The following is a 26,638-nucleotide window of genomic DNA, read 5'->3' on the forward strand; positions in this document are numbered from 1 at the left end:
TGGTTGTTTTTTAAACGCCTGCCGGCGAGGCAATTTGAGTCCATTGGCCATGTTTTTATTTATTTTCTAGTTTATTCAATGCGTTAATAAATATGTTGAAAAGTTGGCATGCTAAGTGCATTATTCTCCCCAGTTGCTCATTCAACTTTTTATGATGGCCCCGTATTTAGACGGGAAATTTGCCTCATAAGCCTCCGAATGATGCCAAAGAAATGGTGCCTATCGTCCAACCAAACCGATAACAGACGCGTAAGCGGCTTTATCAAGCATCGGACGACACGTGGAGTGAGGCACCGCCTGTATCCAACTGTGATGAGTGTTCATCAATCCCGGATACTTATGGATGCTATTCGTCCTGTTCGATGCCAGCCTTGTGCTACATCACCCTGGGGACGAGATTCAAGGGCATCCACACTTTCTTGCGATGGGGCAGTCCTGCCCCAGCGTCAAATACCTTTCATACTCGACGTTGCATCTGTGTTGCCTGCGCTTGTGCGCCTTGACGCAACGCCAATTATTTTGGGTATTACGATAGGTCCGAACACAAACCCCCCATCCTCACCGCTCGGCTTCCCCTATTTTCCTGACGCTCCGCTGAACGCCGGGCTTTCCTCTCACCGGTGACTCGGTTAGCATCGGAGCAGATGAGAGACAATGAGATGATTTCGTTGAAAAGATGGCGTTTATTCCCCCGCTCGCTGCGTCAGTTGGTCCTGATGGCGTTTCTGCTGGTGCTGCTGCCGCTGTTGGTGCTGGCTTATCAGGCTTATCAAAGTCTGGATCATCTCAGCGCGCAGGCCGCAGACATCAACCGTACCACGCTGGTGGATGCACGGCGCAGCGAGGCGATGACCAGCGTGGCGCTGGAGATGGAGCGCAGCTATCGTCAGTATTGCGTGCTGGTGGATCCCACCCTGGAGCGGCTGTACCAAAATCAACGTAAACAGTATTCGCAGATGTTGGACGCCCATGCGCCGATCCTGCCGGATGAACGCTATTATCAAACGTTGCGCAGTCTGCTGACCCAACTGGCCGCGATTAAATGTCAGAGCAGCGGGCCGGATAAACAGGCATCGACTCTGCTGGAGTCTTTCTCGCGCTCCAACGCCGAGATGGTGCAGGCCACCCGCGCCGTGGTGTTCTCGCGCGGCCAGCAGTTGCAGCAGGCGATTGCCGAACGTGGCCAGTTCTTCGGCTGGCAGGCGCTGATGCTGTTTCTGGTCAGCGTGCTGCTGGTGGTGCTTTTCACCCGCATGATCATCGGCCCGGTGAAAGCGGTGGAGCGCATGATCAACCGTTTGGGGGAAGGGCGGGCGCTGGGCAGCGCCGAGTCGTTTAAAGGCCCGCGTGAGCTGCGTTCGTTGGCGCAACGCATTATCTGGCTGAGCGAGCGCCTGGCGTGGCTGGAGTCGCAACGGCATGAGTTCCTGCGCCATATCTCGCATGAATTGAAGACGCCGCTGGCCAGCATGCGCGAGGGCACAGAACTGTTGGCCGACGAAGTGGCCGGCCCGCTGACTTCCGATCAGAAAGAGGTCGTGACCATTCTCGATAACAGCAGCCGCCACCTGCAGCAACTGATCGAGCAACTGCTGGATTACAACCGTAAACTGGCCGATGGCCCGGCGGAGCATGAGAATGTTGAGCTGCGCGATATGGTCGAGTTGGTGGTCGCCGCGCACAGTTTGCCGGCCAGGGCCAAAATGATCCGGACCGAGATCACATTGGATGCGGAAATCTGTTGGGCAGAGCCTACGCTTTTAATGCGCGTGCTGGATAATCTCTACTCCAATGCGGTGCACTACGGCAAGGAATCCGGTAACATTTGGATTCGCAGCCGTCAGGTTGGGCAACGGGTGCAAATTGATGTCGCCAACAGCGGCACGCCAATCCCTGAGGCCGAGCAAACCATGATTTTTGAGCCTTTTTTCCAGGGTAGCCACCAGCGAAAAGGGGCGGTAAAAGGAAGCGGTCTGGGGTTGAGCATCGCTCAGGATTGTATCCGCCGGATGCGCGGTGAATTGCAGCTGGTCGAAGTTGCCGGCGCAGACGTCTGCTTCCGCATTGAATTGCCATTAACCGCCGAGAATGAATAAATAATGTACACATGGTCTAAACGCCTTCGTCTATCGCAGACCGAACGTTCACCGCGTGCCACGCAGAGCGCGCCACTCGGCAAGCGTCGTCTTTCCTTTTTAGGCAGTGTTCTTTGCGTGCCGTTTTTGCTGGCAGGCTGCGTCGATCGTGCGGTCAGCAGCGGCCTCAGCCAGCAGCAGCAAGAAGCGATCCCGGACACCAAAGTGGTGGATTACCGCATCGCGGCCTGCGATACCCTGTGGCAGCTCGACGACAAAGACGCGTTGAATAATTCACTTTACTGGTTGCGTGCGATGGATTGCGCCGATCGCGTTGGATCGACCCAGGCGCGCGCTCTGGCGAAAACCCTGCCTGGCGACAGCTGGGACGGCATTTTCAAGCAAAGTATTCTGCTGGGCAGCGCCGAGCCGACGTCGGGCGAACGTCGCCAGATGATCGATCGTCTGAACAGTTACCGCCTGGAGTTCCCTAGCTCCTTGCGCCCGTTGCTGCAACTGTGGCGCCAGCAGCAGGTTCTGCAGATCACCTTGTTCGATGAAAAGGCGCGCTATCAGCACCTGCAGGAAAGCTCGGACGGCCAGATAGATGCGCTGCGCCAGAGCCAGATCCGTTTGCAGGCCCAGCTGCAGGATACGTCGCGCAAGCTGGAGAATCTGACCGATATCGAACGTCAGCTCTCCTCGCGCAAGCAGCTACAGGGCGAAATCCCGGATAACGGCGCGACACAGCAAAAAACCGACGCCGCAGATAAAAATGCCGCGCCGGGCAAGGCCGCAGAACCGGAGGCCGAACCGGAAAAGGGCACCGCCCTGCCGGTGGATCCGGAAGATACCTACGTGCCGCCCCCCGCTAACAAGGAGTCTCACGCGCGATGACAGCCCGCAAACCGGCCAATTTGTTATTGGTTGACGACGATCCCAGCCTGCTCAAACTGTTGGGTATGCGCCTGACCAGCGAAGGTTTTCATGTCACCACCGCCGAAAGCGGCCAGGAAGCGCTGCGCCTGTTGGGGCGTGAACAGATTGATCTGGTGATAAGCGATCTGCGGATGGACGAAATGGACGGCATGGCGCTGTTTGCCGAAATCCAAAAACACCAGCCTGGCATGCCGGTGATCATTCTTACCGCCCATGGTTCGATCCCGGATGCGGTTGCCGCCACCCAGCAGGGGGTGTTCAGCTTCCTCACCAAACCGGTGGATCGCGATGCGCTGTACAAGGCCATTGACGAAGCGCTGTCGCTCTCGCTGCCGGCCGGTGACGACAGCTGGCGCGAAGATATCGTCACCCGCAGCCCGATTATGCTGCGCCTGCTGGAGCAGGCGAAAATGGTGGCGCAATCCGACGTCAGCGTGCTGATCAACGGCCACAGCGGCACCGGTAAAGAAGTGTTGGCTCAGGCGATCCACGGCGCCAGCCCGCGCGGCAAGAAAGCCTTTATCGCCATTAACTGCGGCGCCTTGCCGGAACAACTGCTGGAGTCTGAGCTGTTCGGTCACGCCAAAGGGGCGTTTACCGGCGCGGTCAGCAACCGTGAAGGGTTGTTCCAGGCGGCGGCAGGCGGCACGCTGTTCCTCGATGAGATCGGCGATATGCCGCTGTCGTTACAGGTCAAGCTGCTGCGCGTGCTGCAGGAGCGTAAGGTGCGCCCGCTGGGCAGCAACCGCGATCTGGACATCGACGTGCGGATTATTTCCGCCACCCACCGTGACCTGCAAAAGGCGATGGCGAAAAACGAGTTCCGCGAAGATCTCTACTACCGCCTGAACGTGGTGAACCTGAAGATCCCTGCGCTGAATGAACGGGCCGAAGATATCCCGCTGCTGGCCAACCATCTGCTGCGTGAATCCGCCAAGCGTCACAAGCCGTTTGTCCGCAGCTTTTCTTCCGACGCCATGAAGCGCCTGATGACCGCCACCTGGCCGGGCAACGTGCGCCAACTGGTGAACGTGATCGAACAGTGCGTGGCGCTGACGTCCGCGCCGGTGATCAGCGAAGCGCTGGTGGAGCAGGCACTTGAAGGGGAAAATACCGCGTTGCCGACCTTCGTCGAGGCGCGTAATCAGTTTGAATTGCACTATCTGCGCAAGCTGCTGCAGATCACCAAGGGTAACGTAACCCAGGCCGCGCGTATGGCGGGGCGCAACCGTACCGAGTTTTATAAATTGCTGTCGCGTCATGAATTGGACGCCGGCGATTTTAAAGAATGATGTTTTCCGTCAGGGCCTGCGAATGCAGGTTCTCAACAAACGCGGCGGAATGATTTACACTCCGTTCTCTTTGTCGTGGCATGACCGGGCGTAGAGAACCATGGAACGTATTGAGCAGGATCCTAAACAATGAGCAGATCACTTTCCATCGCATTGGCCCAGCTGAATTTGCTGGTCGGTGACATTGAAGGCAACACCGAACGCATGTTGCAAACCGTGCAAGAGCAGCAGAAGGCGGGAGCCGATCTGGTCATGTTCACCGAGCTGGCGCTGTCCGGTTATCCGCCGGAAGACCTGCTGTATCGCGACGATTTCTACCAGCGCTGCGACGCGCAGCTTCATCGCCTGCAACAGGCATCCACCGATGTGGCGATCCTGGTCGGCCACCCGTGGCGCGAAGGCGACAAGCTGTATAACGCGCTGTCGCTGTTCTCTGAAGGGCAATTGTTGACGCGCTATTTCAAGCAACAGCTGCCGAACTACGGCGTCTTCGATGAGAAACGCTACTTCCACGCCGGCAACGAAACCTGCGTGGTGAACCTGAAAGGCTATCGTCTGGGCTTGCTGATTTGCGAAGACCTGTGGTTCCCGGAGCCGGTCGATGCTGCCAAAGCCGCCGGCGCCGAAATGATTTTGTCGATCAACGCCTCGCCGTACAATCGCGAGAAGCCGTATATCCGCAAGACGCTGATGGCCGGCCATTGCCAGCGCACCCACCTGCCGCTGGTGTATCTGAACCAGATCGGCGGGCAGGATGAATTGATTTTTGACGGTTGCTCGAAGGTGTTCGACGCGGCCGGCAACATGACCCACCGCCTGGCGGCGTTCGCCGAGCAGGTGACGCTGCTGAAGTTCAACGAACTGGACGTGGTGCCGATGCTCGCACCGGCCGCCGAGTTGCCGCAGCTGGCGCAGGTTTATGAAGCGCTGGTGTTGGCGGTGCGCGATTACGTGACCAAAAACGGCTTCAAGGGCGCGGTGTTGGGGCTGTCCGGCGGTATCGACTCGGCGCTGACGCTGGCGATTGCCGTCGATGCTCTGGGCAAAGACAAGGTGCAGGCGCTGATGATGCCGTTCCGCTATACCGCGGATATCAGCATCGCCGACGCCAAGGAAGAAGCTGAAATCCTCGGCGTCGAGTTCGATATCGTCTCCATCGAACCGATGTTCGACGCCTTTATGGGCCAGCTGACGCCGATGTTCGCCGGCACCGAACGCGACACCACCGAAGAAAACCTGCAGGCGCGCTGCCGCGGCGTGGTGTTGATGGCGTTGTCCAACAAGCGTCGCAGCATCGTGTTGACCACCGGTAACAAAAGCGAGATGGCCGTAGGCTATGCCACGCTGTATGGTGATATGGCCGGTGGCTTTGACGTACTGAAAGACGTGCCGAAAACGCTGGTGTTCAAACTGTCCGAATACCGCAATACCGTCTCCTACGTGATCCCGCAGCGCGTTATCGATCGTCCGCCTTCCGCCGAGTTGGCGCCGGATCAGGTCGATCAGGACAGCCTGCCGCCGTACGACATTCTGGATGCGATTCTGGAAGGTTACGTCGAACGCGATAAATCGGTTGCCGATCTGGTGGCCGAAGGTTTTGACGAGGCGATCGTGCGCAAGGTTATCCGCCTGGTGGATATCAACGAATACAAGCGGCGTCAGGCCGCCGTCGGGCCGCGCATCACCGCCCGCAATTTCGGCAAAGACCGCCGCTACCCAATCACATCCGGCTTTGGCCGCAAAAATTGGTAAAGGAAAAAAGATGAAAAAGATCGACGCTATTATCAAGCCGTTCAAACTGGATGATGTCCGTGAAGCGCTGGCCGAAGTGGGCATTACCGGGATGACCGTCACCGAAGTGAAAGGCTTCGGCCGCCAAAAGGGTCACACCGAACTGTACCGCGGCGCAGAGTACATGGTCGATTTTCTGCCTAAGGTGAAAATCGAGATCGTAGTGGCCGACGATATCGTCGATACCTGCGTAGAAACCATCATGCAGACCGCACAAACCGGTAAAATCGGCGATGGTAAGATCTTTGTCTTCGACGTGGCGCGGGTGGTGCGGATTCGTACCGGCGAACAGGACGAAGAAGCGATTTAATCCGATCGTCTACCGAGCACTGCCGGCTTGAGCTGGGCAGTGCTCGATTTCCTACATCCTGTCCCGGTCGTGCTCACGACGCCCATACCCTCCTCGCTAAAAACGTCCCAACGCTTTATCGCTCAGTCATTTTCGCCATCAGCATTCTAAAAAAGCGAAGGTTATCGCGTTTTTGATAGTTTTTTCGATCGCTTTTCTCACGGGATCTACACTCAACTCAACCATCTTGATTAAGGCGATCCCCAATGAATTTCACGTTGCTGCCAGGAGCAGACTTGAACGCGGCTTCAGCGGCCCCGAAGGGGGGGAAGGCCATGGATGGGCTGAATAACCGCACGCAGACAACAACGCAGCGGCTTGAAAGGCGATGGGGATGATGACGTTGCGCCAGATCCGCCACTTTATCGCCGTGGCGGAAACCGGATCGATTTCCGCCGGCGCCCAGGCGGTGTTCGTATCCCAGTCTTCGCTGACGCTGGCTATCCAGCAGCTGGAAACCGAAATCGGCGTGCGGCTGTTCGATCGCCACGCCAAAGGCATGAACCTGACCCATCAGGGCCATCAGTTCCTGCGTCAGTCTTACCTGATCCTCGCCACGGTGGATAACGCCAAGCGCAGCCTGCAACTCGGCACCGAAAGCCTGACCGGCAAACTGACCATTGGCGTCACCAGTCTGGTGGCAGGCTACTTTTTGGTGGAACTGCTGAAGCGGTTTAAATCGGCTTATCCCAACGTCACCATTCAGGTGGTAGAGGATGAACGCCCCTATATTGAGCACCTGCTGGTGAGCGGGGAGATCGACATCGGTGTGCTGATCTTGTCGAATATCGAAGACCGCGATGCGCTGCAAACCGAAGTGCTGATGCATTCGCCGTATCGCCTGTGGTTGCCGCCGTTGCACCCGTTGCTGGAGCACGAAAGCATCAGCCTGGCAGACGTGGCAAAGCAACCGCTGATCCAGCTTAACGCCGACGAAATGGACGTGCATGCGCGCCGCATCTGGGCGCGCGCCGGGCTGAAACCGGAGATCGCCATGAAGACCGCTTCAACCGAAGCGGTGCGTAGCCTGGTGGCGGCGGGGATGGGGGTCTCTATCCAGCCGGACATGGCGTACCGCGCCTGGTCGCTGGAAGGCAATATGATCGAGGCGCGCAAGCTGGCGGATCTGCTGGAGCCGCTGGATATCGGCCTGGCGTGGCGCCGGGGCAGTGCGCGGCCGGAACTGGTCACGCCGTTTCTCACCATCGCGCGCGAGAATGGCAATATGCATGCTGCCGGCCTGAAGCATTCGATTTAATCGAACGCGGCCTTCAGTATTTAGAATTTGTTGGCTGCTCGATGCTCGCATAGTCTGATTAAAACTAACTTATTCACATTTAGTTAACGTTTTAGTCACTCAGGGGCACCAGGCGATGGCAGATGTGCACTTCCTTACAGGCTTGACCTGTCAGCAATTCATTAACGGTGAATCGGTCGAAGGCGAAGGCCAGCAAGAGTGCATCGTCAATCCCGCCAATGGCGAAACGCTGGTTTCGATTACCGAGGCTTCATCGGCGCAGGTCGGCGGCGCGGTCAAGGCTGCGCAACAGGCTTTTGGCCAGTGGTCGCGTACTACCCCGGCTTACCGAGCTTCTATTTTGTTACGCATCGCCGACGCTATCGAGCGGCAGGCCGAGTATTTGGCCGGGTTGGAGGCGCTTAACTGCGGCAAGCCGCTGCATCAGGCGCGCAGTGACGATCTCCCGGCTGCCATCGACGTTTTCCGCTTTTTTGCCGGTGCGGTACGCACTCAGCAAGGACAGCTGGCCGGTGAATATATTGAAGGGCATACCTCAATGATCCGCCGGGATCCGATCGGCGTGGTGGCCTCTATTGCGCCGTGGAATTATCCGCTGATGATGGCGGCATGGAAAATCGCCCCGGCGTTGGCCGCGGGCAACACCGTGGTATTCAAACCTTCCGAACATACCCCGTTGAGCATTTTGGCGCTGGTGCCTGCGTTGCAGGAGATCCTGCCGCCGGGGGTGCTGAACATTCTGTACGGCGGCGGGGAGGGCGTCGGCAGCCATTTGGTCGGCCATCCGCAGGTTCGGCTGGTATCGGTGACCGGCGACATCGTTACCGGGCAAAAAATTCTGCAGGCGGCGGCGAAAAGCGTCAAGCGCACGCATCTGGAGCTGGGCGGTAAAGCGCCGGTGATCGTTTGTGACGATGCCGATCTCGACGAGGTGGTCAGCAGCATCCGCACCTACGGTTATTACAACGCCGGCCAGGATTGCACCGCCGCCTGTCGTATCTACGCGCAGGCGGGGATTTACCCGAAGCTGGTGGACGCCTTGGGTGAAGCCGTCGCCAGCCTGCGCTTTGCCCGCAAGCGCGATGAAGATAACGAAATCGGCCCGCTGATCAGCAGCCGTCAGCGCGATCGCGTCGCCAGTTTTGTCGAACGGGCGCTTAGCCAGCCGCATATCGAATTGATCACCGGTGCCGCCGCGCACTCCGGCCCGGGGTTTTACTACCAGCCAACGCTGCTGGCCGGCTGCCTGCAAAGCGATGAGATCGTTCAGCGCGAAGTGTTTGGCCCGGTCGTGAGCGTCACCCGCTTCGACCATCTGGAACAGGCGGTCAACTGGGCCAACGATTCCGAATACGGGCTGGCCTCATCGGTATGGACGCAGAATATCGACAGAGCGCTGCATATCGCAGCCCATCTGCAATACGGCAGCACCTGGATCAACACCCATTTCACCCTGGCGAGCGAGATGCCGCACGGCGGCCTGAAGCGCTCCGGCTACGGTAAGGATCTTTCCAGCGATTCGCTGCAGGATTACAGCGTTGTAAGACACGTAATGGCGAAATTCAAAGCCAGCTTCTAGCGGTTTCATAAAGCAAAAAACGGCGGCAGCCGTTCCCTGCCGCACACAGATACGCAACACAGGGGTAATTACGATGGGAAAAACTACCGCAGTCACCACCACGCTCTCCGCGCTCTGTATCACCGTGCTTTGCGGCCTGGCTCAGGCGGCCGAGTTGCCGCAGGCGCTCGGTAAAGGCGAAGGGCGGCTGGATATCATCGCCTGGCCCGGTTACATCGAGCGCGGCCAGTCCGACAAAAACTATGACTGGGTCACCCAGTTTGAGAAACAAACCAGCTGCGCGGTGAATGTGAAAACCGCCGCGACCTCCGATGAAATGGTCAGCCTGATGGCCAAGGGCGGTTACGATCTGGTCACCGCGTCCGGCGACGCCTCGCTGCGATTGATCCTCGGCAAGCGGGTACAACCGATCAATACCGCGCTGATCCCCAACTGGAAAAATATCGACCCGCGCCTGCTGAACGGCGCCTGGTACACCGTCGACGGCAAAACTTACGGCACGCCCTATCAGTGGGGCCCGAACCTGTTGATGTACAACACCAAAACCTTCCCGACCCCGCCGGACAGTTGGGGCGTGGTGTTCCAGCAGCAGAACCTGCCGGACGGCAAAACCAATCAGGGCCGGGTGCAGGCTTACGACGGGCCGATTTATATCGCCGATGCGGCGCTGTTCCTGAAGGCCACCCAGCCGCAACTCGGCATCAGCGATCCGTATCAGCTTAACGAAGAGCAGTATCAGGCGGCGTTGAAGCTGTTGCGCACTCAACACGCGTTGATCCACCGCTACTGGCACGATACTTCGGTACAGATGAGCGATTTCAAAAACGAAGGCGTGGTCGCTTCCAGCGCCTGGCCGTATCAGGCCAACGCCCTGAAAGGCGAGGGCCAGCCAATCGCTACCGTATTCCCGAAAGAGGGGGTTACCGGCTGGGCGGATACCACCATGCTGCATGCCGACGCCAAACACCCGAACTGCGCCTATCAGTGGATGAACTGGTCGCTGGAGCCGAAGGTGCAGGGCGACGTGGCCGCCTGGTTCGGTTCAGTGCCGGCCTCCCCAGCGGGCTGCAAGGCCAGCGCGCTGCTGGGCGAGAAGGGCTGCGAAACCAACGGTTTTAATCAGTTCGACAAGATCGCCTTCTGGAAAACGCCGCAGGCGCAGGGCGGCAAGTTCGTGCCGTACAGCCGCTGGACGCAGGACTATATCGCCATCATGGGCGGCCGCTAATATCCCCTTCATACTTCAAGCCGCCTCTTTGTTGGCTGCCCGCACTCACCCCGGTCACGTACGATTTGTACGCTCCCGGGGATGCGCTTGGTTGCCGCCTCGATGCAGCTCGAATTATTTTGCGGATAGGTCTGGCCAGGTTACGGGTTGCCGTCTAAGCCGCCGAAGTCATTTGATTTTTTGGAGTGCAGATCATGACCATTGCCGTGCAATTTATCGATGTTTCGCGGACCTTCGGCGATGTTCGCGCCGTAGACCGGGTGTCTATCGAGATCCAGGACGGAGAGTTTTTCTCCATGCTCGGGCCTTCCGGCTCGGGGAAAACCACCTGCCTGCGGCTGATCGCCGGTTTTGAGCAACTGAGCGCCGGCTCGATCCGCATACACGGGCAAGAAGCCGCCAACCTGCCGCCGTACCAGCGTGACGTGAATACCGTGTTCCAGGATTACGCGCTGTTCCCGCACATGTCGGTGCTGGAAAACGTCGCTTACGGGTTGATGGTCAAAGGCGTCGCCAAACGCGAACGGCTGGCGCGTGCGCAGGAGGCGCTGGACAGCGTGGCGTTGGGGTTTGTGGCCGAACGCAAACCGGCGCATCTTTCGGGGGGCCAGAGGCAGCGCGTTGCGCTGGCCCGAGCCTTGGTCAACCGGCCACGGGTGCTGTTGCTGGACGAACCGCTCGGCGCGCTGGATCTCAAACTGCGTGAGCAGATGCAGGGCGAACTGAAAAAACTGCAGCGCCAACTGGGCATCACCTTTATTTTCGTCACCCACGATCAGAGCGAAGCGCTGTCGATGTCCGATCGCGTGGCGGTGTTCAACAATGGCCGCATCGAGCAGGTCGATGCGCCGCGCGAGCTGTATATGCGGCCGAAGACGCCGTTCGTCGCCGAGTTTGTCGGCACCTCCAACGTGGTGCGCAGCGAACTGGCGCAGCGGTTGCTCGGCCAGGCCGCCACCTTCTCGATTCGCCCGGAGCATATCCGCCTGGCGGATCAGGCCGGTGCGGCACCGGATGAAATCCAGGTGCAGGGCATGTTGCAGGAGATCCACTATCAGGGCGCGGCAACGCGTTATGAAATCACGCTGAGCAGCGGCGAAAAACTGCTGGTCAGCCAGGCAAATCCTCAGTGGCATGCCGGCGGGCAGCAGCGTTTGATCGGGCAGCCGGTCACCGCCTGCTGGTCGCGTGAGGCGATGGTGCCGCTGCTGGAGGAGAGGTGAGATGGATATGAGCATCGACTTTCCCGCGCCGCGCCGCGGCACTCTGCGCGCGTTGTCGACCTGGTTATATCGCCGCCCGACGCTGTATCTGTTGCTGCTGTTGGTGCCGCCGTTGCTGTGGTTCGGCGCGGTGTATCTCGGTTCGCTGTTGACGCTGCTGTGGCAGGGGTTCTACACCTTCGACGACTTCACCATGACGGTGACGCCGGACCTGACCTTCGATAACCTGCGGGCGCTGTTCAACCCGGCCAACTACGACATCATCCTGCGCACCCTGACGATGGCGGTGCTGGTGTCGCTGGCCAGCGCGGTGCTGGCGTTCCCGATTGCCTATTATATGGCGCGCTACACCAGCGGCCGCGTCAAAGCGTTCTTCTACATAGCGGTGATGATGCCGATGTGGGCCAGTTATATCGTCAAGGCCTATGCCTGGACGCTGCTGTTGGCTAAAGACGGCGTAGCCCAGTGGTTCCTGCAACACCTCGGGTTGGAACCGGTGCTGGCGGCAATCTTGACCGTGCCGGGCGTGGGGGGCAACACCCTGTCGACCTCCGGGCTGGGGCGTTTTCTGGTGTTCGTGTATATCTGGCTGCCGTTCATGATTTTGCCGATCCAGGCCGCGCTGGAGCGCTTGCCGCCTTCGCTGTTGCATGCCTCGGCGGATCTGGGCGCACGCCCGGCGCAGACTTTCCGTTACGTGATCCTGCCGCTGGCGGTGCCGGGCATTGCTGCCGGGTCGATCTTCACTTTCTCGCTGACGCTGGGGGACTTCATCGTGCCGCAGCTGGTGGGGCCGCCGGGTTACTTTATCGGCAGCATGGTGTACGCCCAACAGGGGGCTATCGGGAATATGCCGATGGCGGCGGCCTTTACCCTGGTGCCGATCGTACTGATCGCGATTTATCTTTCCATTGTGAAACGTCTGGGGGCCTTCGATGCACTCTGAACGCGCGCCGTTAGGGCTGAAGCTGGCCGCCTGGGGCGGTTTGATCTTCCTGCATTTCCCGCTGGCGATTATCGCCATCTATGCCTTCAATACCGAGGATGCTGCGTTCAGCTTCCCGCCCAAGGGGTTTACGCTGCATTGGTTCAGCGTGGCCGCCGGCAGGCAGGATATCCTCGATGCGATGCTGCTTTCGGCGCAAATAGCCGCGCTGGCGACCGCCGTGGCGCTGGTGCTGGGCACCCTGGCGGCAGCGGCGCTGTACCGGCGTGATTTCTTCGGCAAGGACAGCATTTCGCTGCTGTTGCTGTTGCCGATCGCGCTGCCGGGCATCGTCACAGGTCTGGCGCTGCTGGCGGCGTTCAAGGCGCTCAATATCGAGCCGGGGGTGCTGACCATCGTCATCGGTCATGCCACCTTCTGCGTGGTGATTGTGTTCAATAACGTGATTGCCCGTTTCCGCCGCACCTCTTACAGCCTGATCGAAGCCTCTATGGATCTGGGCGCCGACGGTTGGCAAACCTTCCGCTACGTGATGTTACCCAACCTGGGGTCGGCGCTGCTGGCCGGCGGCATGCTGGCGTTCGCGCTGTCGTTTGACGAAATCATTGTCACCACCTTCACCGCCGGCCATGAGCGCACGTTGCCGCTGTGGTTGCTAAACCAGCTCGGCCGCCCGCGCGATGTGCCGATCACCAACGTGGTGGCGTTATCGGTGATGCTGCTGACCATGATCCCGATTTTGGGTGCCTATTACCTGACTAAGGGTGGCGAAAGCGTCGCCGGCAGCGGCAAATAGAATTCAGGCCCACTGGGCTACTGCGCTTGGCATCCTGAGATTGGGCAGTGCTCGGCCTCCTCACGTACTTCGTGTACGCTCCGGGGCTCTGCGCGCTGTCCGCACTCAGCCTGCCTACGCTCGTTACGCTCAGTGAACCTTAATTAACATTTTGAATTGTAAAATTTTAAAGGATAACCCTATGCAAAGCCAATTGTTGATTAACGGCCAACTGGTGACCGGCCAGGGGACGTCGCTGCCGGTATATAACCCGGCGACCGGAGAGGTGATCTTGCAGGTAGCGCAAGCCAGCCTGGAGCAGGTGGATCAGGCGGTGCTGGCGGCCGATGCCGCGTTTACCGAATGGGGGCAGACCACGCCGAAAGAGCGTGCCGACTGCCTGCTGAAGCTGGCGAGTCTGATCGATAGCCATGCGGAAACCTTTGCCCGGCTGGAATCGCTCAACTGCGGCAAACCTTATCACTGCGTGCTGAACGACGAACTGCCGGCAGTGGCCGACGTATTCCGCTTCTTCGCCGGTGCCAGCCGCTGCCTGAGCGGGCTGGCGGCCGGCGAGTACCTGGCCGGGCACACCTCGATGATCCGCCGCGATCCGCTGGGCGTGGTGGCCTCGATCGCTCCCTGGAACTACCCGCTGATGATGGCGGCGTGGAAGTTGGCCCCGGCGCTGGCGGCGGGCAATTGCGTGGTGATTAAACCGTCGGAACAGACCCCGCTGACCACCTTCAAGCTGGCCGAACTGGCCGCCGGGCTGTTCCCGCCGGGCGTGCTCAACGTGCTGTTCGGCCAGGGGGCCGGTGTCGGCGATCGGCTGACCGGCCATGACAAGGTACGAATGGTGTCGCTCACCGGTTCAATTGCTACCGGGGAACACATCATCGCGCATACCGCGCCGGGCATTAAGCGCACCCATATGGAACTGGGGGGCAAGGCGCCGGTATTGGTGTTTGATGATGCCGACCTGCAACAGGTGGTTGAAGGCATCCGCAGTTTCGGTTTTTACAACGCCGGCCAGGACTGCACCGCCGCCTGCCGCATTTATGCCCAGAAAGGCATTTACCCCGAGCTGGTGAAGCGGCTGGGCGAGGCAGTCGCCAGCCTGAAAATCGGGCCGCCGGAAGACGAAAGCAGCGAGCTTGGCCCATTAATCACCGCCCAGCATCTGGAGCGGGTGGCGGGGTTTGTCGAGCGGGCGAAGGCGCTGCCGCATGTGCAGGTGGTGACCGGCGGCGAGCGGGTCAACGGCCCCGGCTACTATTTCCAGCCGACGCTGCTGGCCGGTACGCGGCAGGAAGATGAAATCGTGCAGCGGGAGGTGTTCGGCCCGGTAGTCACCGTCACCGAGTTTGACGATGAGGCGCAGGTGCTGGCCTGGGCCAATGAGTCCAACTACGGGTTGGCGTCGTCGCTGTGGACCCGTGACGTGGGCCGTGCGCATCGCTTGAGCGCCCGCCTGCAATACGGTTGCACTTGGGTGAATACCCATTTCATGCTGGTGAGCGAAATGCCGCACGGCGGCCAGAAGCTGTCGGGCTACGGCAAGGATATGTCGATGTACGGGCTGGAGGACTACACCGCGATCCGGCATGTGATGTTTAAACATTGATTTTAATGTATTTATCCGCACAATAGCGCACATTCAGACCGGTTTCGACCGGTCTGATTGATAATAAAAATTGAAAGGAAGCCAATATGGGTATCACCCGACGCGATTTTCTCAACGGGGTGGCGATCACCATCGCCGCCGGGCTGACGCCGCTGCAAATCTTGCGTGCGTCACCGCAAACCGCCAATCAAACCCTGTACTATCCGCCGGCGCTGACCGGGTTGCGCGGTAACCATCCGGGATCCTTCGAGCATGCGCACCAGTTGGGGCGCGACGGCAAGGCATTCGATTTCGGTAGCGTACCCGCCACGGAAGAGTTTGACCTGATCGTGGTCGGTGCGGGCATCAGCGGGCTGGCCGCCGCCTGTTTCTGGCAGCAAATGAAGGGCGCGCAGCAGCGTATTTTGCTGATCGACAACCACGATGACTTTGGCGGCCACGCCAAGCGCAATGAGTTCAGCAGCGAAAACGGCACTATTCTCGGCTATGGCGGCAGCGAATCGCTGCAGTCGCCACGCTCGAACTTCAGCCCTGTGGCGATGGGGCTGCTGCAAAAGCTCGGCGTCAGCATCGACAACCTGGAAAAGGCGTTCGATAAAACCTTCTACCCGGATCTGAATCTGAGCCGCGGCGTCTATTTCGATCGTAAAAACTTCGGCGTCGACAAAGTGGTGAATGGCGATCCAGGGCGTATGGTGGCGGATGATATTCCGCGTGATCGGCTGAATGGCCGCTCCTACGAAGCCTTTATCGGCGATTTCCCGCTGCCGGAAAGTGACCGACAGGCGCTGATCGCGCTGCACACGGTGGACAAAGATTATCTGCCGGACCTGACTCAGGAACAAAAGAGCGAATGGCTCGACAAGCACAGTTATACCCAGTTCCTGCGTGAAAAAGTCGGTCTGAGCGAAATGGCTATCCGTTATTTCCAGCAGACCACCAGCGATTTCCAGGCGGTGGGCATTGACGCCACTTCGTGCAGCGATGCGCGCATCTGCGATCTGCCCGGCCTGAACGGCATGAACCTGCCGCCGCTGGATGAGGAATCGCAGGCGGATCTCGACGATCCTTACGTGTTCCACTTCCCGGATGGCAACGCCACGCTGGCGCGCCTGATGGTGCGTCATCTGATCCCGGCGGTGGCGCCGGGCGGCAAGGATATGAACGACATCGTGCTGGCGAAGTTCGACTACAGCCGGCTCGATCGGCCGGAATCGCCGGTAAAACTGCGCCTGAACAGCACCGGCCTGCACGTGGCTAACGTCGGCGACAAGGTTGAAGTGACCTATATGACCGGCGAGAAAATGACCAAGGTGCGCGCCGGGCAGGTGGTGATGGCCGGTTACAACATGATGATCCCGTATCTGGTGCCGGAAATGTCGCATGAGCAGCAAGAGGCGCTGAAGCAGAACGTGAAATCACCGCTGGTGTACAGCAAAGTGGTGATCCGCAACTGGCAGCCGTTTATCAAGCTGGGCGTGCATGAGGTGTATTCTCCGACCGCGCCTTATTGCCGCGTGAAGCTGGATTATCCGGTGAGCATGGGCGGTTATGAACATCCTCGCGACCCGAATCAGCCGATTGGCCTGCATATGGTGTATGTGCCGACGCTGGCGGGCAGCGGGCTGAGCCCCCGCGAACAGTCGCGCAAAGGGCGCGCCTTGCTGCTGGGCACGCCGTTTGAGGTGCATGAGCAGATGATCCGCGAGCAGTTGCAGGGCATGCTGGGTTCCGCCGGTTTCGACCATCAGCGCGATATTCAGGCGATCACCGTTAACCGCTGGTCGCACGGCTATTCCTACTTCCTCAATGGGCTGTTTGATGATGAAGAGGAGGCGAAAAAAATCATTGAGACGGCGCGTAAGCCGATAGGCAAGATTGTCATAGCCAACTCGGATTCGGACTGGAGCCCGTACGCCAACTCGGCAATCGATCAGGCATGGCGCGCGGTCAACGAACTGGCCTTCGGCCAGGCGGCCGCCAAGGAGGGAGCATGAGAATGCGTTCACTGTATTTGCTGACTCTACTGGCGGCGGGCGGTTCGGCTCAGGCGATGTCGGCCGGGGAATACGTGGCCAAGGCCGGTGACTGTACCGCCTGCCATACCGCGCCGGGCGGCGCTTTGCTGGCCGGAGGCATGAAGTTCCCGACGCCGCTGGGCGCTATTTACGCCACCAACATCACGCCGGATAAGCAGCACGGCATCGGCGCCTACTCTTTCGACGAGTTTGACCGCGCCATGCGCCAGGGCATCGCCAAAGATGGCCATCGGCTGTATCCGGCGATGCCCTATACCTCTTACGCCAAGATGAATGCGGCGGAAATGCGCGCGCTGTACGAGTATCTGATGCAGGAAGTGCCGGCGCAGAACGTCGCCAACCGCGCCGTCGATATCAGTTGGCCGCTGTCGATGCGTTGGCCGCTGGCGGTTTGGAATCAGCTGTTCCATGACGATGCGCAATATCGGCCGGACAGCGGGCAGAGCGCCGAGTGGAATCGCGGCGCTTATCTGGTGCAGGGCGCGGGCCACTGCGGCAGTTGCCATACGCCGCGCGGCTGGGCAATGCAGGAGAAGGGGCTGGACAGCAAGGAGCCGGCCTTCCTTAGCGGGGCCGAGCTGGACGGCTGGTACGCGTCTAACCTGCGCGGTATGCCGCAGGAAGAGGTGGCTGCACTGTTGAAAACCGGCCGCAGCCGACATGCTGCGGTGGCCGGGCCGATGAGCGAGGTGGTCACTCACAGTACGCAGTATCTTACCGATGGCGACCTGAACGCCATTGCCGCTTATCTGCACAGCCTGGCGGCGGAAAAAACGTCGGCAGAGAAAGCCGTTGCCCCGGTGGCCGGCAGTCAACAGGCCGGACAGCGCACCTATGCGATGTACTGTTCAACCTGCCACGGCAATAAAGGCGAGGGCAGCGACAACACCATCCCGGCATTGGCAGGCAACGCGACGGTGACGGCGGACAATCCGCTGACGGCGCTGCGTGTCTTGCTGGAAGGGGCGCAAACGCCGATCACTCAGCAGGGCACCGCGATCGCCATGCCAGGTTACGGCTGGGCATTGAATGACCGGCAGGCGGCCGATCTGATGAGCTACTTGCGCGGAAGCTGGGGCAATCAGGCTGGGGCGGTAACGGCGCAGCAGGTGCAGGAGGCGCGCAAGCTGGCGGAGAAATAACGGCGGGGCGCGGCGCTGTTCACAGGCCGCGCCCCGTTTGATTACAGTACTTTATGCGGGCCGAAGCATTCGTAATGGATGTTCTCGGCGCTCACGCCCATTTCCAGCAGCTGTTTGCCGACATGCTGCATAAACGGCACCGGGCCGCAGAAGTAATATTGCATCTGTGGATCCTCGAGCGTGTCGCGCAGTGCGTTGAGGTTCATCAACCCGCTGCTCTGATAATCGCGGCCTTCCACGTCGTCGGCGCCCGGCTCGCGGTACCAGACGTGACTGCTCAGGTTTGGCATGCGGCCGGCGATATCCGCCACTTCATCCGCAAAGGCGTGAACGCTGCCGTTTTCCGCCGCGTGCAACCAGTGCACGTTCGCCTGATGTTGAGTGTCGTGCAGGGTATTGAGCATGCCGAGCATGGGCGTTTGGCCCACGCCGGCGGAGATCAGGGCTACCGGGGTGGTTGGCTGCACGTCAAGGAAGAAATCCCCGTGCGGCGGCGCCAGATACAGCACATCGCCCTCTTTGGCCTGCTGATGCAGGAAATTCGAGACCTTACCTTGATCTTCACGCTTCACCGCAATGCGGTAGTACTCGCCGTTAGGCGCGGCGGTCAGTGAGTATTGGCGGATTTCCTGATTTTCCATGCTGTCGTGATTGATATAGACCGCCAGATATTGCCCTGGCTTGAAGTCAATCACGCGGCTGCCGTCCACCGGCGCCAGCACGAAGCTGCAAATCACGTCGCTTTGCGGCTGCTTTTTGACAATGCGGAAAGCGCGCCGTTCGCGCCAGCCGCCATTCGCGTTTTCACTTTCCTGATAAATCTGGCCTTCACGCTGGATAAACACGTTCGCCAATACGCCGTAGGCCTTGCCCCAGGCATCCAGCACTTCCTGGCCTGGGCTGAACATTTCGTCCAGCGTCGCCAGCAGGTGGCCGCCGACAATTTGATACTGCTCCGGCTGGATATTCAGGCTGGTGTGTTTCTGGGCAATACGCTCTACCGCCGGCAGCAGCGCCGCCAGATTTTCGATATTGGCGGCATAGGCGCAGATCGCATCGAACAACGCCTGGCGCTGATCGCCGTTGCGCTGGTTATTCATGTTGAAAACATCTTTCAACTCAGGGTTGTGTTCGAACATGCGATCGTAGAAATGAGCGGTCAGTTTAGGCCCGGTCGCAGCCAGCAGAGGGATGGTGGATTTTACGGTGGCGATGGTCTGGCTATCCAGCATGGTAGCGCTCCTTTTGACTTCAATATTGGCGTATTTAAATTAAGTTGCATATTAAATGCATCTTTAAGATTGCGCAAATACTAGCGATTTCCGCCGGGGCTGTAAATACCCTTATTTTTGTTGCGGCGTTGTTAAGCGTCGATCCCGCTCACAGAACATGAAAAAACCGCATCCTCAGCATGAGTAAAAGTCCGTTGCCGGATAGCGTGATTTATCGGATCAAAGCCTTGCAGCACGTCATGCCAATCGTTTGCGTAAAAACCTCTGTCAAGACCTATCCTCGGTAGGGGAAAACAGTTTACACTGTTGCCCAGAACCCAACCGGGTAGTTATTTGGTGATTTTTTAGTTAGCCGATTTAAGTCAGGAGATGCCGGATGTTAAAGCGTGAAATGAACATTGCCGATTATGATGCCGAACTGTGGCGTGCAATGGAGCAAGAAGTCGTGCGTCAGGAAGAGCACATTGAACTGATTGCGTCTGAGAACTACACCAGCCCGCGCGTCATGCAGGCTCAGGGTTCCCAGTTGACCAACAAATACGCTGAAGGCTATCCGGGCAAGCGTTATTACGGCGGCTGCGAATACGTGGATATCGTTGAGCAACTGGCCATCGACCGTGCTAAAGAGCTGTTTGGCGCAGATTACGCCAACGTGCAGCCGCACTCCGGCTCCCAGGCTAACTTCGCCGTCTACACCGCGCTGCTGCAGCCGGGCGACACCATTCTGGGCATGAACCTGGCGCACGGCGGCCACCTGACCCACGGTTCACCGGTCAACCTGTCCGGCAAGCTGTATAACGTGGTGCCTTACGGCATCAACGACAAAGGCGAAATCGATTACGACGATCTGGCCAAGCAAGCGCAGACCCACAAACCAAAAATGATCATCGGTGGCTTCTCGGCCTTCTCCGGTCTGGTTGACTGGGCAAAAATGCGTGAAATCGCCGACAGCATCGGCGCTTACCTGTTCGTCGACATGGCGCACGTTGCGGGCCTGATTGCCGCCGGCGTTTATCCGAACCCGGTTCCGCACGCGCACATCGTGACCACCACCACCCACAAAACCCTGGCGGGCCCGCGTGGCGGCCTGATCCTGGCGAAGGGCGGTGATGAAGATCTGTACAAGAAGCTGAACTCCGCCGTATTCCCTGGCGGCCAGGGCGGCCCGCTGATGCATGTGATTGCCGGTAAAGCGGTAGCGCTGAAAGAAGCGATGGAGCCTGAGTTCAAGGTTTACCAGCAGCAAGTCGCCGACAACGCCAAAGCGATGGTGAAGGTGTTCCTGGAGCGCGGCTACAAAGTGGTTTCCGGCGGTACTCATAACCACCTGTTCCTGCTGGACCTGGTTGACAAAAACCTGACCGGTAAAGAAGCCGACGCTGCCCTGGGCCGCGCCAACATCACCGTGAACAAAAACAGCGTGCCGAACGATCCGAAAAGCCCGTTCGTTACCTCTGGCATACGTATCGGTACGCCGGCTGTGACCCGCCGCGGCTTCAAAGTTGCTGAAGTGACTGAGTTGGCCGGTTGGATCTGCGACGTGCTGGACAACATCAACGATGAAGCCACCATCGAACGCACCAAGAAGAAAGTACTGGATATCTGCGCCCGCCTGCCGGTCTACGCATAATTCTGCTTTCTCTTTAAAAACCCGCTTCGGCGGGTTTTTTTATGCCCGTTGCCGGAAAACTGTGAACTGCTTTGCACTCTATCCCCGTGAACCTGAATGGGCATTGCTCGCGGGTGTGAGCTCTGTCAAAGTATCGCCAACACACCGGAGGGATCATGGTTCTGCAATCAACGCGTTGGCTCGCTCTCAGTTATTTCACTTATTTCTTTTCATATGGCATCTTCTTGCCGTTTTGGGGCGTTTGGCTAAAAGGCGAGGGCATAGCGCCCGAAACCATCGGCATTCTGCTGGGGGCCGGTCTGGTCGCGCGTTTCCTCGGCAGTTTGCTGATTGCTCCCCGGGTTAAAGATCCTTCCCATCTGGTGACGGCATTGCGCCTGCTGGCGTTGCTAACGCTGGCCTTTGCCATCGGGTTCTGCTTCGGTAACGGCTGGGGTTGGCTGATGCTGGTGATTGCCGGCTTCAACCTGTTCTTCTCGCCGTTGGTGCCTTTGACCGACGCGCTGGCCGCCACCTGGCAAAAACAGATCGCCATGGATTACGGGCGTGTCAGGCTATGGGGCTCGCTGGCGTTTGTGATCGGCTCGGCGCTAACCGGGCAAATGGTGTCGGTTTGGGGCCACAACGCCATTCTTTACAGCTTGATCCTCAGCGTGTTGGCGATGCTGCTGGGCATGATGCTGAAACCGAGCGTGATGCCGCAGGGGGAGACGCGTACTCAAAGCGGGCCAGAGCGCTCACTGCGTGAAATGCTCAAGGAAGGGCCGGTCTGGCGTTTCCTGTTGTGCGTCACTTTGCTGCAGGGCGCGCATGCCGGCTATTACAGTTTTGGCTCTATCTACTGGCAGGAGGCCGGCTACTCGGCTTCGACGATAGGTTATCTGTGGTCACTGGGCGTGGTGGCGGAAGTCATTATTTTCGCCAGCAGCAATTTCCTGTTCCGCCGCTGGAATGCGCGCAATCTGCTGCTGCTTTCCGCCTGCTGCGGGGTGCTGCGCTGGAGCCTGATGGCCTCCAGCACCGAGCTGGGCTGGCTGTTGGTGATCCAGATCCTGCATTGCGGCACCTTTACCGTTTGCCATCTGGCGGCGATGCGTTTCATCGCTGCGCGCAAAGGGCCGGAGGTGATCCGGCTGCAGGCGATTTACTCGGCGCTGGCGATGGGCGGCGGTATTGCGATAATGACGGTGATTGCCGGCTTCCTGTTTGAACATCTGCAGGGCGGGGTATTCTGGGTGATGGCGGCGGTGGCGTTGCCGGCGTTGTTTATTCGCCCGCCGGCCATTGCGGTCAGCGACAGCCGTTAAGAGGCTTCCAGCAGCGCGCGGATGGCTTTGCGCTGCTGGCGTTCCAACGGTAATTCGGTATAAATCAGCGGCGGCTGCGGTTCACTGTGCACCGCCGCATAAGGGCTGATCACCAGCGTGACCCCCTGCGGCGCGCCGGAGCGCAGGTAATCGCGCAGCGGCAGATACTTGATATTCAGCGGCAGCAGCGTTAATTCGCGGATCTGATGTTCCACTTCTTCTTCCAATTGCGGGTTGTCCAGCGTCAGTAACAGCACCTGTTTTTCCTGCAGCGCGTTACCCTGCATCAGCCAAGCGCCGAAACTGATGGCGACCAACCCCGCTTCCTCGCTGGAAAAACGAATTTCATATTCCTGTTCAAGCGGCGCCAGCGCTTCCTGAGTGGTGCGCATCAGGCGCGGGTACATGCGTAACGCTTCCTCGAGCAACATGTTGTCAATGCCGATGTCAAAACGGCAGCGCTCGATCGCAGGCGCCAGATGGGCGAACAGCTGGCTGATCAAATTTTCTTTACTGCTGAAGGTCATGCCGGAAATCTGCTGGAAGCGCTCGACCATGTTTTCAATCGATCTCATTAACCGCAGATCTTCCTCTGAGTCGTTGCTGTGGTAGCTGTGGTTTTTCAGCATGGTGAACATCAGCACCAGAAAATCGCTTTCGCTGGCCTCGGGCTGCAGGGCGAAAAGCTGATTCAGCGATTGATGCAGCAAGCTGGCCGCCTGATGCTCAGGTTTCTGGTGCAGCCAGGCGCGCTGGGTGGCGGTGAATAGCGGGTGCCGTTGGCGCTGGGTTTCCCTGGCGCAGTAACACAGATAATACTGCAGAAATTGATGATCGCGTTGATCGAGGGGGCGGTTGAGCAGCGGTTCACAGCTGCCGATGTAACTTTCCAACTGCGGCGAGGGATCGGCGTTTACCGCCAGCGCCTGGTGCAGCCAGGGGGCAAAATGTTGGTCGATAAATTCCGGGCTGCAGCGCAGGGCTCTGCGCAGCCAGTGAAGCAGGCAGAGGCGTTGGTTGAGCGCACTTCCCTTGAGCCGGTAACCTTCGTCGCAATTGCCGACGATCTCCAGATGGTGGAAACGCTGGATTTCACTGGCAACCTCGGCTATATCTTGCCGGGCAGTGGGGTGGTCGACGCCGTTGATTTGGCTGATGGTCTCCAGTTGTACAGCGGGCACCGGCGCATACAGCATCAGTAACAGATGACAGCGCCGTTGTTGACCGGAGAGCTCAGGCACAGGAGCAGTGTCCAGGCTCATATCACCTTCTGGCAGGTAACGTTTAAATTATGAATAAGCATAGCAAAAGGCTGTGCAGCGGCGTGGCTGCGGCGCCCGGTTTTATTTCGGCTTACAACTTTCGTCACAATTATTGTGCCGATTGGTGGCGGTTGAAGGTTGGTTAATGTTACTTTATAACAATAATGAGTATTATTTGATGATGACCTTACGTTTTATTGTGGCCGGTTTTTTAGCGTCATTCAGCGTCGGCGCTGTCGCTCACCCGCACAGCTTTATTGATATGAACACCACTTTCGTGGCGAAAGAGCAAAAGTTGGTCGGCTTGAAAATGGTCTGGGTAATGGATGAAATCACCTCGGCGGACCTGCTGTACGATGCGCAGAACGCGAAAAGCGACTCGGAAGTGTGGAAAAAGCTGGCGGCGGAAGTCATGGCCAACGTGCTCGGCCAGCACTATTTCACCGATGTGTATCGTGGCGGCAAGCCGGTGAAATACCTGAATCTGCCGACTGAATACCATTTGTCACGCCAGGGGCACCAGGCGGTGCTGGAATTTGTGCTGCCGCTGGCCGAGCCGCAGCCGCTGGCAGGCAAGCCGTTTGAAATATCCACCTACGATCCCACCTATTTTGTCGATATGACTTACAAAGACCCAACGGCGCTGCATCTGCCGCCGGAAATGGCCGCACAGTGCAAGTTCAGCCTGAAGACGCCGAAGCCGGATTCCTCCTTGCAGGCTTACGCATTGTCCCTCGATAAGAACGATGCCCCCAGCGAAGATATGGCGCTGGGGCAACAGTTCGCGCAGCGGGTTACTTTGCAATGTCAATAAACCTCAGCCAGAACACCGCGCGTAAGCGGCACTGGGCCTTCAGCCTGTGGCCGTTGTTGGTGTTTGCTCTGTTGCTGGCGTTGGCCGCACAGGTGGCGTGGCATTATTGGCCGCAGCTGCTGATGCAAAGCGTGGTGTGGCAGAAGGGGCTGCACCAGCAACTGGCCGGTCTGTTGCAGCAGGTAAAAGCCGCCCCCCGGCAGGCCGGGCTGGCGTTGACGCTGTTCAGTCTGAGCTATGGCGTGCTGCATGCGCTTGGCCCCGGGCACGGCAAGGTGGTGATCGCCACCTATCTGGCCACCCACCCGGCGCGGCTGAAAAGCAGCCTGAAACTGACCTTCGCCGCTTCGCTGGTTCAAGGGCTGGTGGCTATCGCGTTGGTGACCCTGATGCTGGTGGTGTTGCAGTTATCCTCTCGCCAACTGCACCAAAGCAGTTTTTGGCTGGAGAAGGGCAGTTTTATTCTGGTCATGCTGCTCGGCGCGCTGCTGAGCTGGCGGGCGCTGAAACGCCTGTACTACGCGGTGAAAGCGCTGCGTCCATCACCGGCGCTGCGCATCCACAGCCTGCAACCGCTGCCGCCAAATCATGTCCACAGCGAACACTGTGGCTGCGGGCACCGTCATTTGCCGAGCGACAGCGAGCTGCAGGCGGGCAGCGACTGGCGTACGCAAACCGCTATCGTGCTGGCGATGGGGATGCGCCCCTGCTCCGGGGCGATACTGGTGCTGCTGTTTTCCAAAGTGATTGGCGTATTCACCTGGGGCGTTATTTCGGCGCTGGCGATGGCGCTTGGCACGTCGCTGACCATTTCATTGTTGGCCTTGCTGGTGCATTACAGCCGCCGCTTGGCGGTGAGGCTCAGCCGTTCGCGCGCGCCGGCAGCCTGGAGCGCCGTAGCCTGGGGAGCACTGGCGTTGGCCGGCGGCCTGATTCTGCTGTTCGCCGGATTGCTGCTGTATGCCAGTGCCCAGCCGGAATTCGGTGGCGGCATCCGGCCTTTCTCCCGCTGACGGGCATAAAAAAAGCGCTGCAATAAATTGCAGCGCTTCAATATTCAAAACAGCTTCAGGCGCCATGCGGCCAGCGCAATAGCCTGAATTAACGCTTCAGCGCTTCGCTCAGTTCTTCACGCATGGTAGAAAGCATGGCTTTCACTACGCGCGGGTTGCCTGCAACCACGTTGCCGGAGCTGAAGTGGTTATGGCCGCCAATAAAGTCGGTCACCAGGCCGCCAGATTCGCGCACCAGCAGTTCGCCGGCAGCAAAGTCCCACGGCTTCAGGCCAATTTCGAAGAAACCGTCGACGCGGCCGGCGGCCACATAGGCCAGGTCCAGCGCGGCGGAACCGGTGCGACGGAAGTCTGCGCACTGGGTAAACAGTTTGCCAACCACGTTGATGTAAGGGGTTGCGTGCTGTTTAACCTTGAACGGGAAGCCGGTGGCCAGGATGGTGCCATCCAGATCTTTGGCATTGGTGCCGCGCAGACGGTAGCCGTTAAGCTGTGCGCCCTGGCCACGGGTAGCGGTAAACAGTTCGTTGCGCATTGGATCGTAAACCACAGCCACTTCGGTACGGCCTTTGATGCGTACGGCGATGGAAACTGAGAAGTGTGGGAAACGTTTGATGAAGTTTGAGGTGCCATCCAGTGGATCGATCACCCATTGTACATCCTGATCTTCGCCGACCAGCTCACCGCGTTCTTCGGTAACAATAGTGTGTTGCGGATAAGACTTGCGGATCACGTCGATGATCAGATGCTCTGCATCGCGATCGACGTTAGTGACAAAGTCATTGGTCCCTTTCTGGCTCGCTTCTACAGCGTCCGGGGTTTCGTAGTTTTTGGCAATCAGGTTACCGGCCTTGCGCGCAGCGCGCACGGCGATAGTCAGCATCGGATGCATGGGTATCTTCCAACTAGGATGTTAAAGAACAGGAAACGGCGCGGAGTATAGCAGCTGTTCGGCAAAATGCCTAATTCCCTTCATCCTTCAAACTGCATCTTTGTTGGCCGCCTTGTTCACCCGGTCATTTACCTGAGTAAGCTCCCGGGGCCTCGCTGCGTTGCCGCCTTGATGCAACTCGAATGATTTTGGGTGTCCGGTTGTGTTAAGATGCTGTGATTTTCC

Annotated in this window: 21 protein-coding genes; 18 read left to right on the forward strand and 3 right to left on the reverse strand. The window is 58.8% G+C overall.

The window, feature by feature from the left end; all coding sequences use genetic code 11:
• Window positions 1-659: 659 nt before the first annotated feature.
• The 14 genes from JK621_RS21930 (at window position 660) to JK621_RS21995 (ending at window position 18,263) form a co-directional block, all read left to right on the forward strand.
• Window positions 660-2,096: a sensor histidine kinase gene (locus tag JK621_RS21930; RefSeq protein WP_212560266.1), complete on the forward strand. Its 1,437-nt coding sequence runs from the start codon at window positions 660-662 to the stop codon at window positions 2,094-2,096.
• A 3-nt stretch (window positions 2,097-2,099) separates the two neighbouring features.
• Window positions 2,100-2,972, forward strand: a complete 873-nt coding sequence (gene qseG, locus JK621_RS21935; RefSeq protein WP_212557630.1) for a two-component system QseEF-associated lipoprotein QseG — start codon at window positions 2,100-2,102, stop codon at window positions 2,970-2,972.
• Window positions 2,969-4,306 (forward strand): two-component system response regulator GlrR, encoded by a 1,338-nt coding sequence (gene glrR / locus JK621_RS21940; RefSeq protein ID WP_212557631.1) that lies wholly within the window; start codon window positions 2,969-2,971, stop codon window positions 4,304-4,306. Before qseG ends, glrR begins: the two co-directional genes overlap by 4 nt.
• A gap of 129 nt (window positions 4,307-4,435) precedes the next feature.
• Window positions 4,436-6,058, forward strand: coding sequence for an NAD+ synthase (locus tag JK621_RS21945; RefSeq protein WP_212557632.1), 1,623 nt, complete (start codon window positions 4,436-4,438; stop codon window positions 6,056-6,058).
• Window positions 6,059-6,068: 10 nt separating this feature from the next.
• A complete protein-coding gene (gene glnB / locus JK621_RS21950) occupies window positions 6,069-6,407 on the forward strand; it encodes a nitrogen regulatory protein P-II (protein ID WP_004847623.1) in 339 nt (112 codons plus the stop codon).
• A gap of 373 nt (window positions 6,408-6,780) precedes the next feature.
• Complete coding sequence (locus tag JK621_RS21955; protein ID WP_212557633.1) at window positions 6,781-7,704, forward strand: LysR substrate-binding domain-containing protein; 924 nt, start codon at window positions 6,781-6,783, stop codon at window positions 7,702-7,704.
• A 115-nt stretch (window positions 7,705-7,819) separates the two neighbouring features.
• Window positions 7,820-9,283: a gamma-aminobutyraldehyde dehydrogenase gene (locus JK621_RS21960; RefSeq protein WP_212557634.1), complete on the forward strand. Its 1,464-nt coding sequence runs from the start codon at window positions 7,820-7,822 to the stop codon at window positions 9,281-9,283.
• Between the two features lie 73 nt (window positions 9,284-9,356).
• Entirely contained in the window at window positions 9,357-10,511 is a 1,155-nt protein-coding gene (ydcS, locus tag JK621_RS21965; RefSeq protein ID WP_212557635.1) for a putative ABC transporter substrate-binding protein YdcS, read from the forward strand.
• Window positions 10,512-10,705: 194 nt separating this feature from the next.
• Window positions 10,706-11,734: an ABC transporter ATP-binding protein gene (locus tag JK621_RS21970; RefSeq protein ID WP_212557636.1), complete on the forward strand. Its 1,029-nt coding sequence runs from the start codon at window positions 10,706-10,708 to the stop codon at window positions 11,732-11,734.
• Between the two features lies 1 nt (window position 11,735).
• The gene (locus JK621_RS21975; RefSeq protein WP_212557637.1) at window positions 11,736-12,680 is read left to right on the forward strand and encodes an ABC transporter permease; all 945 of its coding nucleotides are present in this window, start codon (window positions 11,736-11,738) and stop codon (window positions 12,678-12,680) included.
• Window positions 12,670-13,476 (forward strand): ABC transporter permease, encoded by an 807-nt coding sequence (locus JK621_RS21980; protein WP_212557638.1) that lies wholly within the window; start codon window positions 12,670-12,672, stop codon window positions 13,474-13,476. The genes JK621_RS21975 and JK621_RS21980 overlap by 11 nt, the downstream gene beginning before the upstream one ends.
• A 181-nt stretch (window positions 13,477-13,657) precedes the next feature.
• Window positions 13,658-15,082 (forward strand): aminobutyraldehyde dehydrogenase, encoded by a 1,425-nt coding sequence (gene patD, locus JK621_RS21985; protein ID WP_212557639.1) that lies wholly within the window; start codon window positions 13,658-13,660, stop codon window positions 15,080-15,082.
• Between the two features lie 86 nt (window positions 15,083-15,168).
• Entirely contained in the window at window positions 15,169-17,079 is a 1,911-nt protein-coding gene (locus JK621_RS21990) for an NAD(P)-binding protein (protein WP_212557640.1), read from the forward strand.
• Window positions 17,076-18,263 carry a c-type cytochrome gene (locus tag JK621_RS21995; protein WP_212557641.1) on the forward strand — a complete coding sequence of 396 codons (1,188 nt, stop codon included), beginning with the start codon at window positions 17,076-17,078 and terminating at the stop codon, window positions 18,261-18,263. The genes JK621_RS21990 and JK621_RS21995 overlap by 4 nt, the downstream gene beginning before the upstream one ends.
• 41 nt (window positions 18,264-18,304) lie before the next feature.
• Here the strand turns inward: JK621_RS21995 and hmpA are convergent, their stop codons facing one another.
• A complete protein-coding gene (gene hmpA / locus JK621_RS22000) occupies window positions 18,305-19,495 on the reverse strand; it encodes an NO-inducible flavohemoprotein (RefSeq protein WP_212557642.1) in 1,191 nt (396 codons plus the stop codon).
• 376 nt (window positions 19,496-19,871) lie between these two features.
• On the opposite strand from hmpA, the gene glyA reads away from it, so the two are divergent.
• Window positions 19,872-21,125 carry a serine hydroxymethyltransferase gene (glyA, locus tag JK621_RS22005; protein WP_212557643.1) on the forward strand — a complete coding sequence of 418 codons (1,254 nt, stop codon included), beginning with the start codon at window positions 19,872-19,874 and terminating at the stop codon, window positions 21,123-21,125.
• 155 nt (window positions 21,126-21,280) lie between these two features.
• Window positions 21,281-22,432, forward strand: coding sequence for a 3-phenylpropionate MFS transporter (locus JK621_RS22010; RefSeq protein WP_212557644.1), 1,152 nt, complete (start codon window positions 21,281-21,283; stop codon window positions 22,430-22,432).
• Here the strand turns inward: JK621_RS22010 and csiE are convergent.
• A complete protein-coding gene (csiE, locus tag JK621_RS22015; protein WP_212557645.1) occupies window positions 22,429-23,694 on the reverse strand; it encodes a stationary phase inducible protein CsiE in 1,266 nt (421 codons plus the stop codon). The two genes, JK621_RS22010 and csiE, sit on opposite strands and share 4 nt — an antisense overlap.
• 178 nt (window positions 23,695-23,872) lie before the next feature.
• On the opposite strand from csiE, the gene JK621_RS22020 reads away from it, so the two are divergent.
• Together JK621_RS22020 and JK621_RS22025 are read left to right on the forward strand one after the other, a co-directional pair.
• The gene (locus tag JK621_RS22020) at window positions 23,873-24,508 is read left to right on the forward strand and encodes a DUF1007 family protein (protein WP_249337108.1); all 636 of its coding nucleotides are present in this window, start codon (window positions 23,873-23,875) and stop codon (window positions 24,506-24,508) included.
• The gene (locus JK621_RS22025; RefSeq protein WP_212557647.1) at window positions 24,499-25,521 is read left to right on the forward strand and encodes a nickel/cobalt transporter; all 1,023 of its coding nucleotides are present in this window, start codon (window positions 24,499-24,501) and stop codon (window positions 25,519-25,521) included. The genes JK621_RS22020 and JK621_RS22025 overlap by 10 nt, the downstream gene beginning before the upstream one ends.
• A gap of 88 nt (window positions 25,522-25,609) precedes the next feature.
• Here the strand turns inward: JK621_RS22025 and suhB are convergent, their stop codons facing one another.
• On the reverse strand, window positions 25,610-26,413 hold the full coding sequence (suhB, locus tag JK621_RS22030) for an inositol-1-monophosphatase (RefSeq protein ID WP_212557648.1): 804 nt from the start codon (window positions 26,411-26,413) through the stop codon (window positions 25,610-25,612).
• Between the last annotated feature and the right edge of the window lie 225 nt (window positions 26,414-26,638).

Origin of the sequence: Serratia plymuthica (genome assembly GCF_018336935.1) — a bacterium.
In the GTDB taxonomy this organism is placed as follows: Bacteria; Pseudomonadota; Gammaproteobacteria; order Enterobacterales; family Enterobacteriaceae; genus Serratia; species Serratia plymuthica_B.

Excerpts from the sequence above, each read along its gene's own strand:
- JK621_RS21930 (WP_212560266.1), top strand. The coding sequence starts at position 660 with ATGATTTCGTTGAAAAGATGGCGTTTATTCCCCCGCTCGCTGCGTCAG.
- qseG (WP_212557630.1), top strand. The coding sequence starts at position 2,100 with ATGTACACATGGTCTAAACGCCTTCGTCTATCGCAGACCGAACGTTCA.
- glrR (WP_212557631.1), top strand. The coding sequence starts at position 2,969 with ATGACAGCCCGCAAACCGGCCAATTTGTTATTGGTTGACGACGATCCC.
- JK621_RS21945 (WP_212557632.1), top strand. The coding sequence starts at position 4,436 with ATGAGCAGATCACTTTCCATCGCATTGGCCCAGCTGAATTTGCTGGTC.
- glnB (WP_004847623.1), top strand. The coding sequence starts at position 6,069 with ATGAAAAAGATCGACGCTATTATCAAGCCGTTCAAACTGGATGATGTC.
- JK621_RS21955 (WP_212557633.1), top strand. The coding sequence starts at position 6,781 with ATGATGACGTTGCGCCAGATCCGCCACTTTATCGCCGTGGCGGAAACC.
- JK621_RS21960 (WP_212557634.1), top strand. The coding sequence starts at position 7,820 with ATGGCAGATGTGCACTTCCTTACAGGCTTGACCTGTCAGCAATTCATT.
- ydcS (WP_212557635.1), top strand. The coding sequence starts at position 9,357 with ATGGGAAAAACTACCGCAGTCACCACCACGCTCTCCGCGCTCTGTATC.
- JK621_RS21970 (WP_212557636.1), top strand. The coding sequence starts at position 10,706 with ATGACCATTGCCGTGCAATTTATCGATGTTTCGCGGACCTTCGGCGAT.
- JK621_RS21975 (WP_212557637.1), top strand. The coding sequence starts at position 11,736 with ATGGATATGAGCATCGACTTTCCCGCGCCGCGCCGCGGCACTCTGCGC.
- JK621_RS21980 (WP_212557638.1), top strand. The coding sequence starts at position 12,670 with ATGCACTCTGAACGCGCGCCGTTAGGGCTGAAGCTGGCCGCCTGGGGC.
- patD (WP_212557639.1), top strand. The coding sequence starts at position 13,658 with ATGCAAAGCCAATTGTTGATTAACGGCCAACTGGTGACCGGCCAGGGG.
- JK621_RS21990 (WP_212557640.1), top strand. The coding sequence starts at position 15,169 with ATGGGTATCACCCGACGCGATTTTCTCAACGGGGTGGCGATCACCATC.
- JK621_RS21995 (WP_212557641.1), top strand. The coding sequence starts at position 17,076 with ATGAGAATGCGTTCACTGTATTTGCTGACTCTACTGGCGGCGGGCGGT.
- hmpA (WP_212557642.1), bottom strand. The coding sequence starts at position 19,495 with ATGCTGGATAGCCAGACCATCGCCACCGTAAAATCCACCATCCCTCTG.
- glyA (WP_212557643.1), top strand. The coding sequence starts at position 19,872 with ATGTTAAAGCGTGAAATGAACATTGCCGATTATGATGCCGAACTGTGG.
- JK621_RS22010 (WP_212557644.1), top strand. The coding sequence starts at position 21,281 with ATGGTTCTGCAATCAACGCGTTGGCTCGCTCTCAGTTATTTCACTTAT.
- csiE (WP_212557645.1), bottom strand. The coding sequence starts at position 23,694 with ATGAGCCTGGACACTGCTCCTGTGCCTGAGCTCTCCGGTCAACAACGG.
- JK621_RS22020 (WP_249337108.1), top strand. The coding sequence starts at position 23,873 with ATGATGACCTTACGTTTTATTGTGGCCGGTTTTTTAGCGTCATTCAGC.
- JK621_RS22025 (WP_212557647.1), top strand. The coding sequence starts at position 24,499 with ATGTCAATAAACCTCAGCCAGAACACCGCGCGTAAGCGGCACTGGGCC.
- suhB (WP_212557648.1), bottom strand. The coding sequence starts at position 26,413 with ATGCATCCGATGCTGACTATCGCCGTGCGCGCTGCGCGCAAGGCCGGT.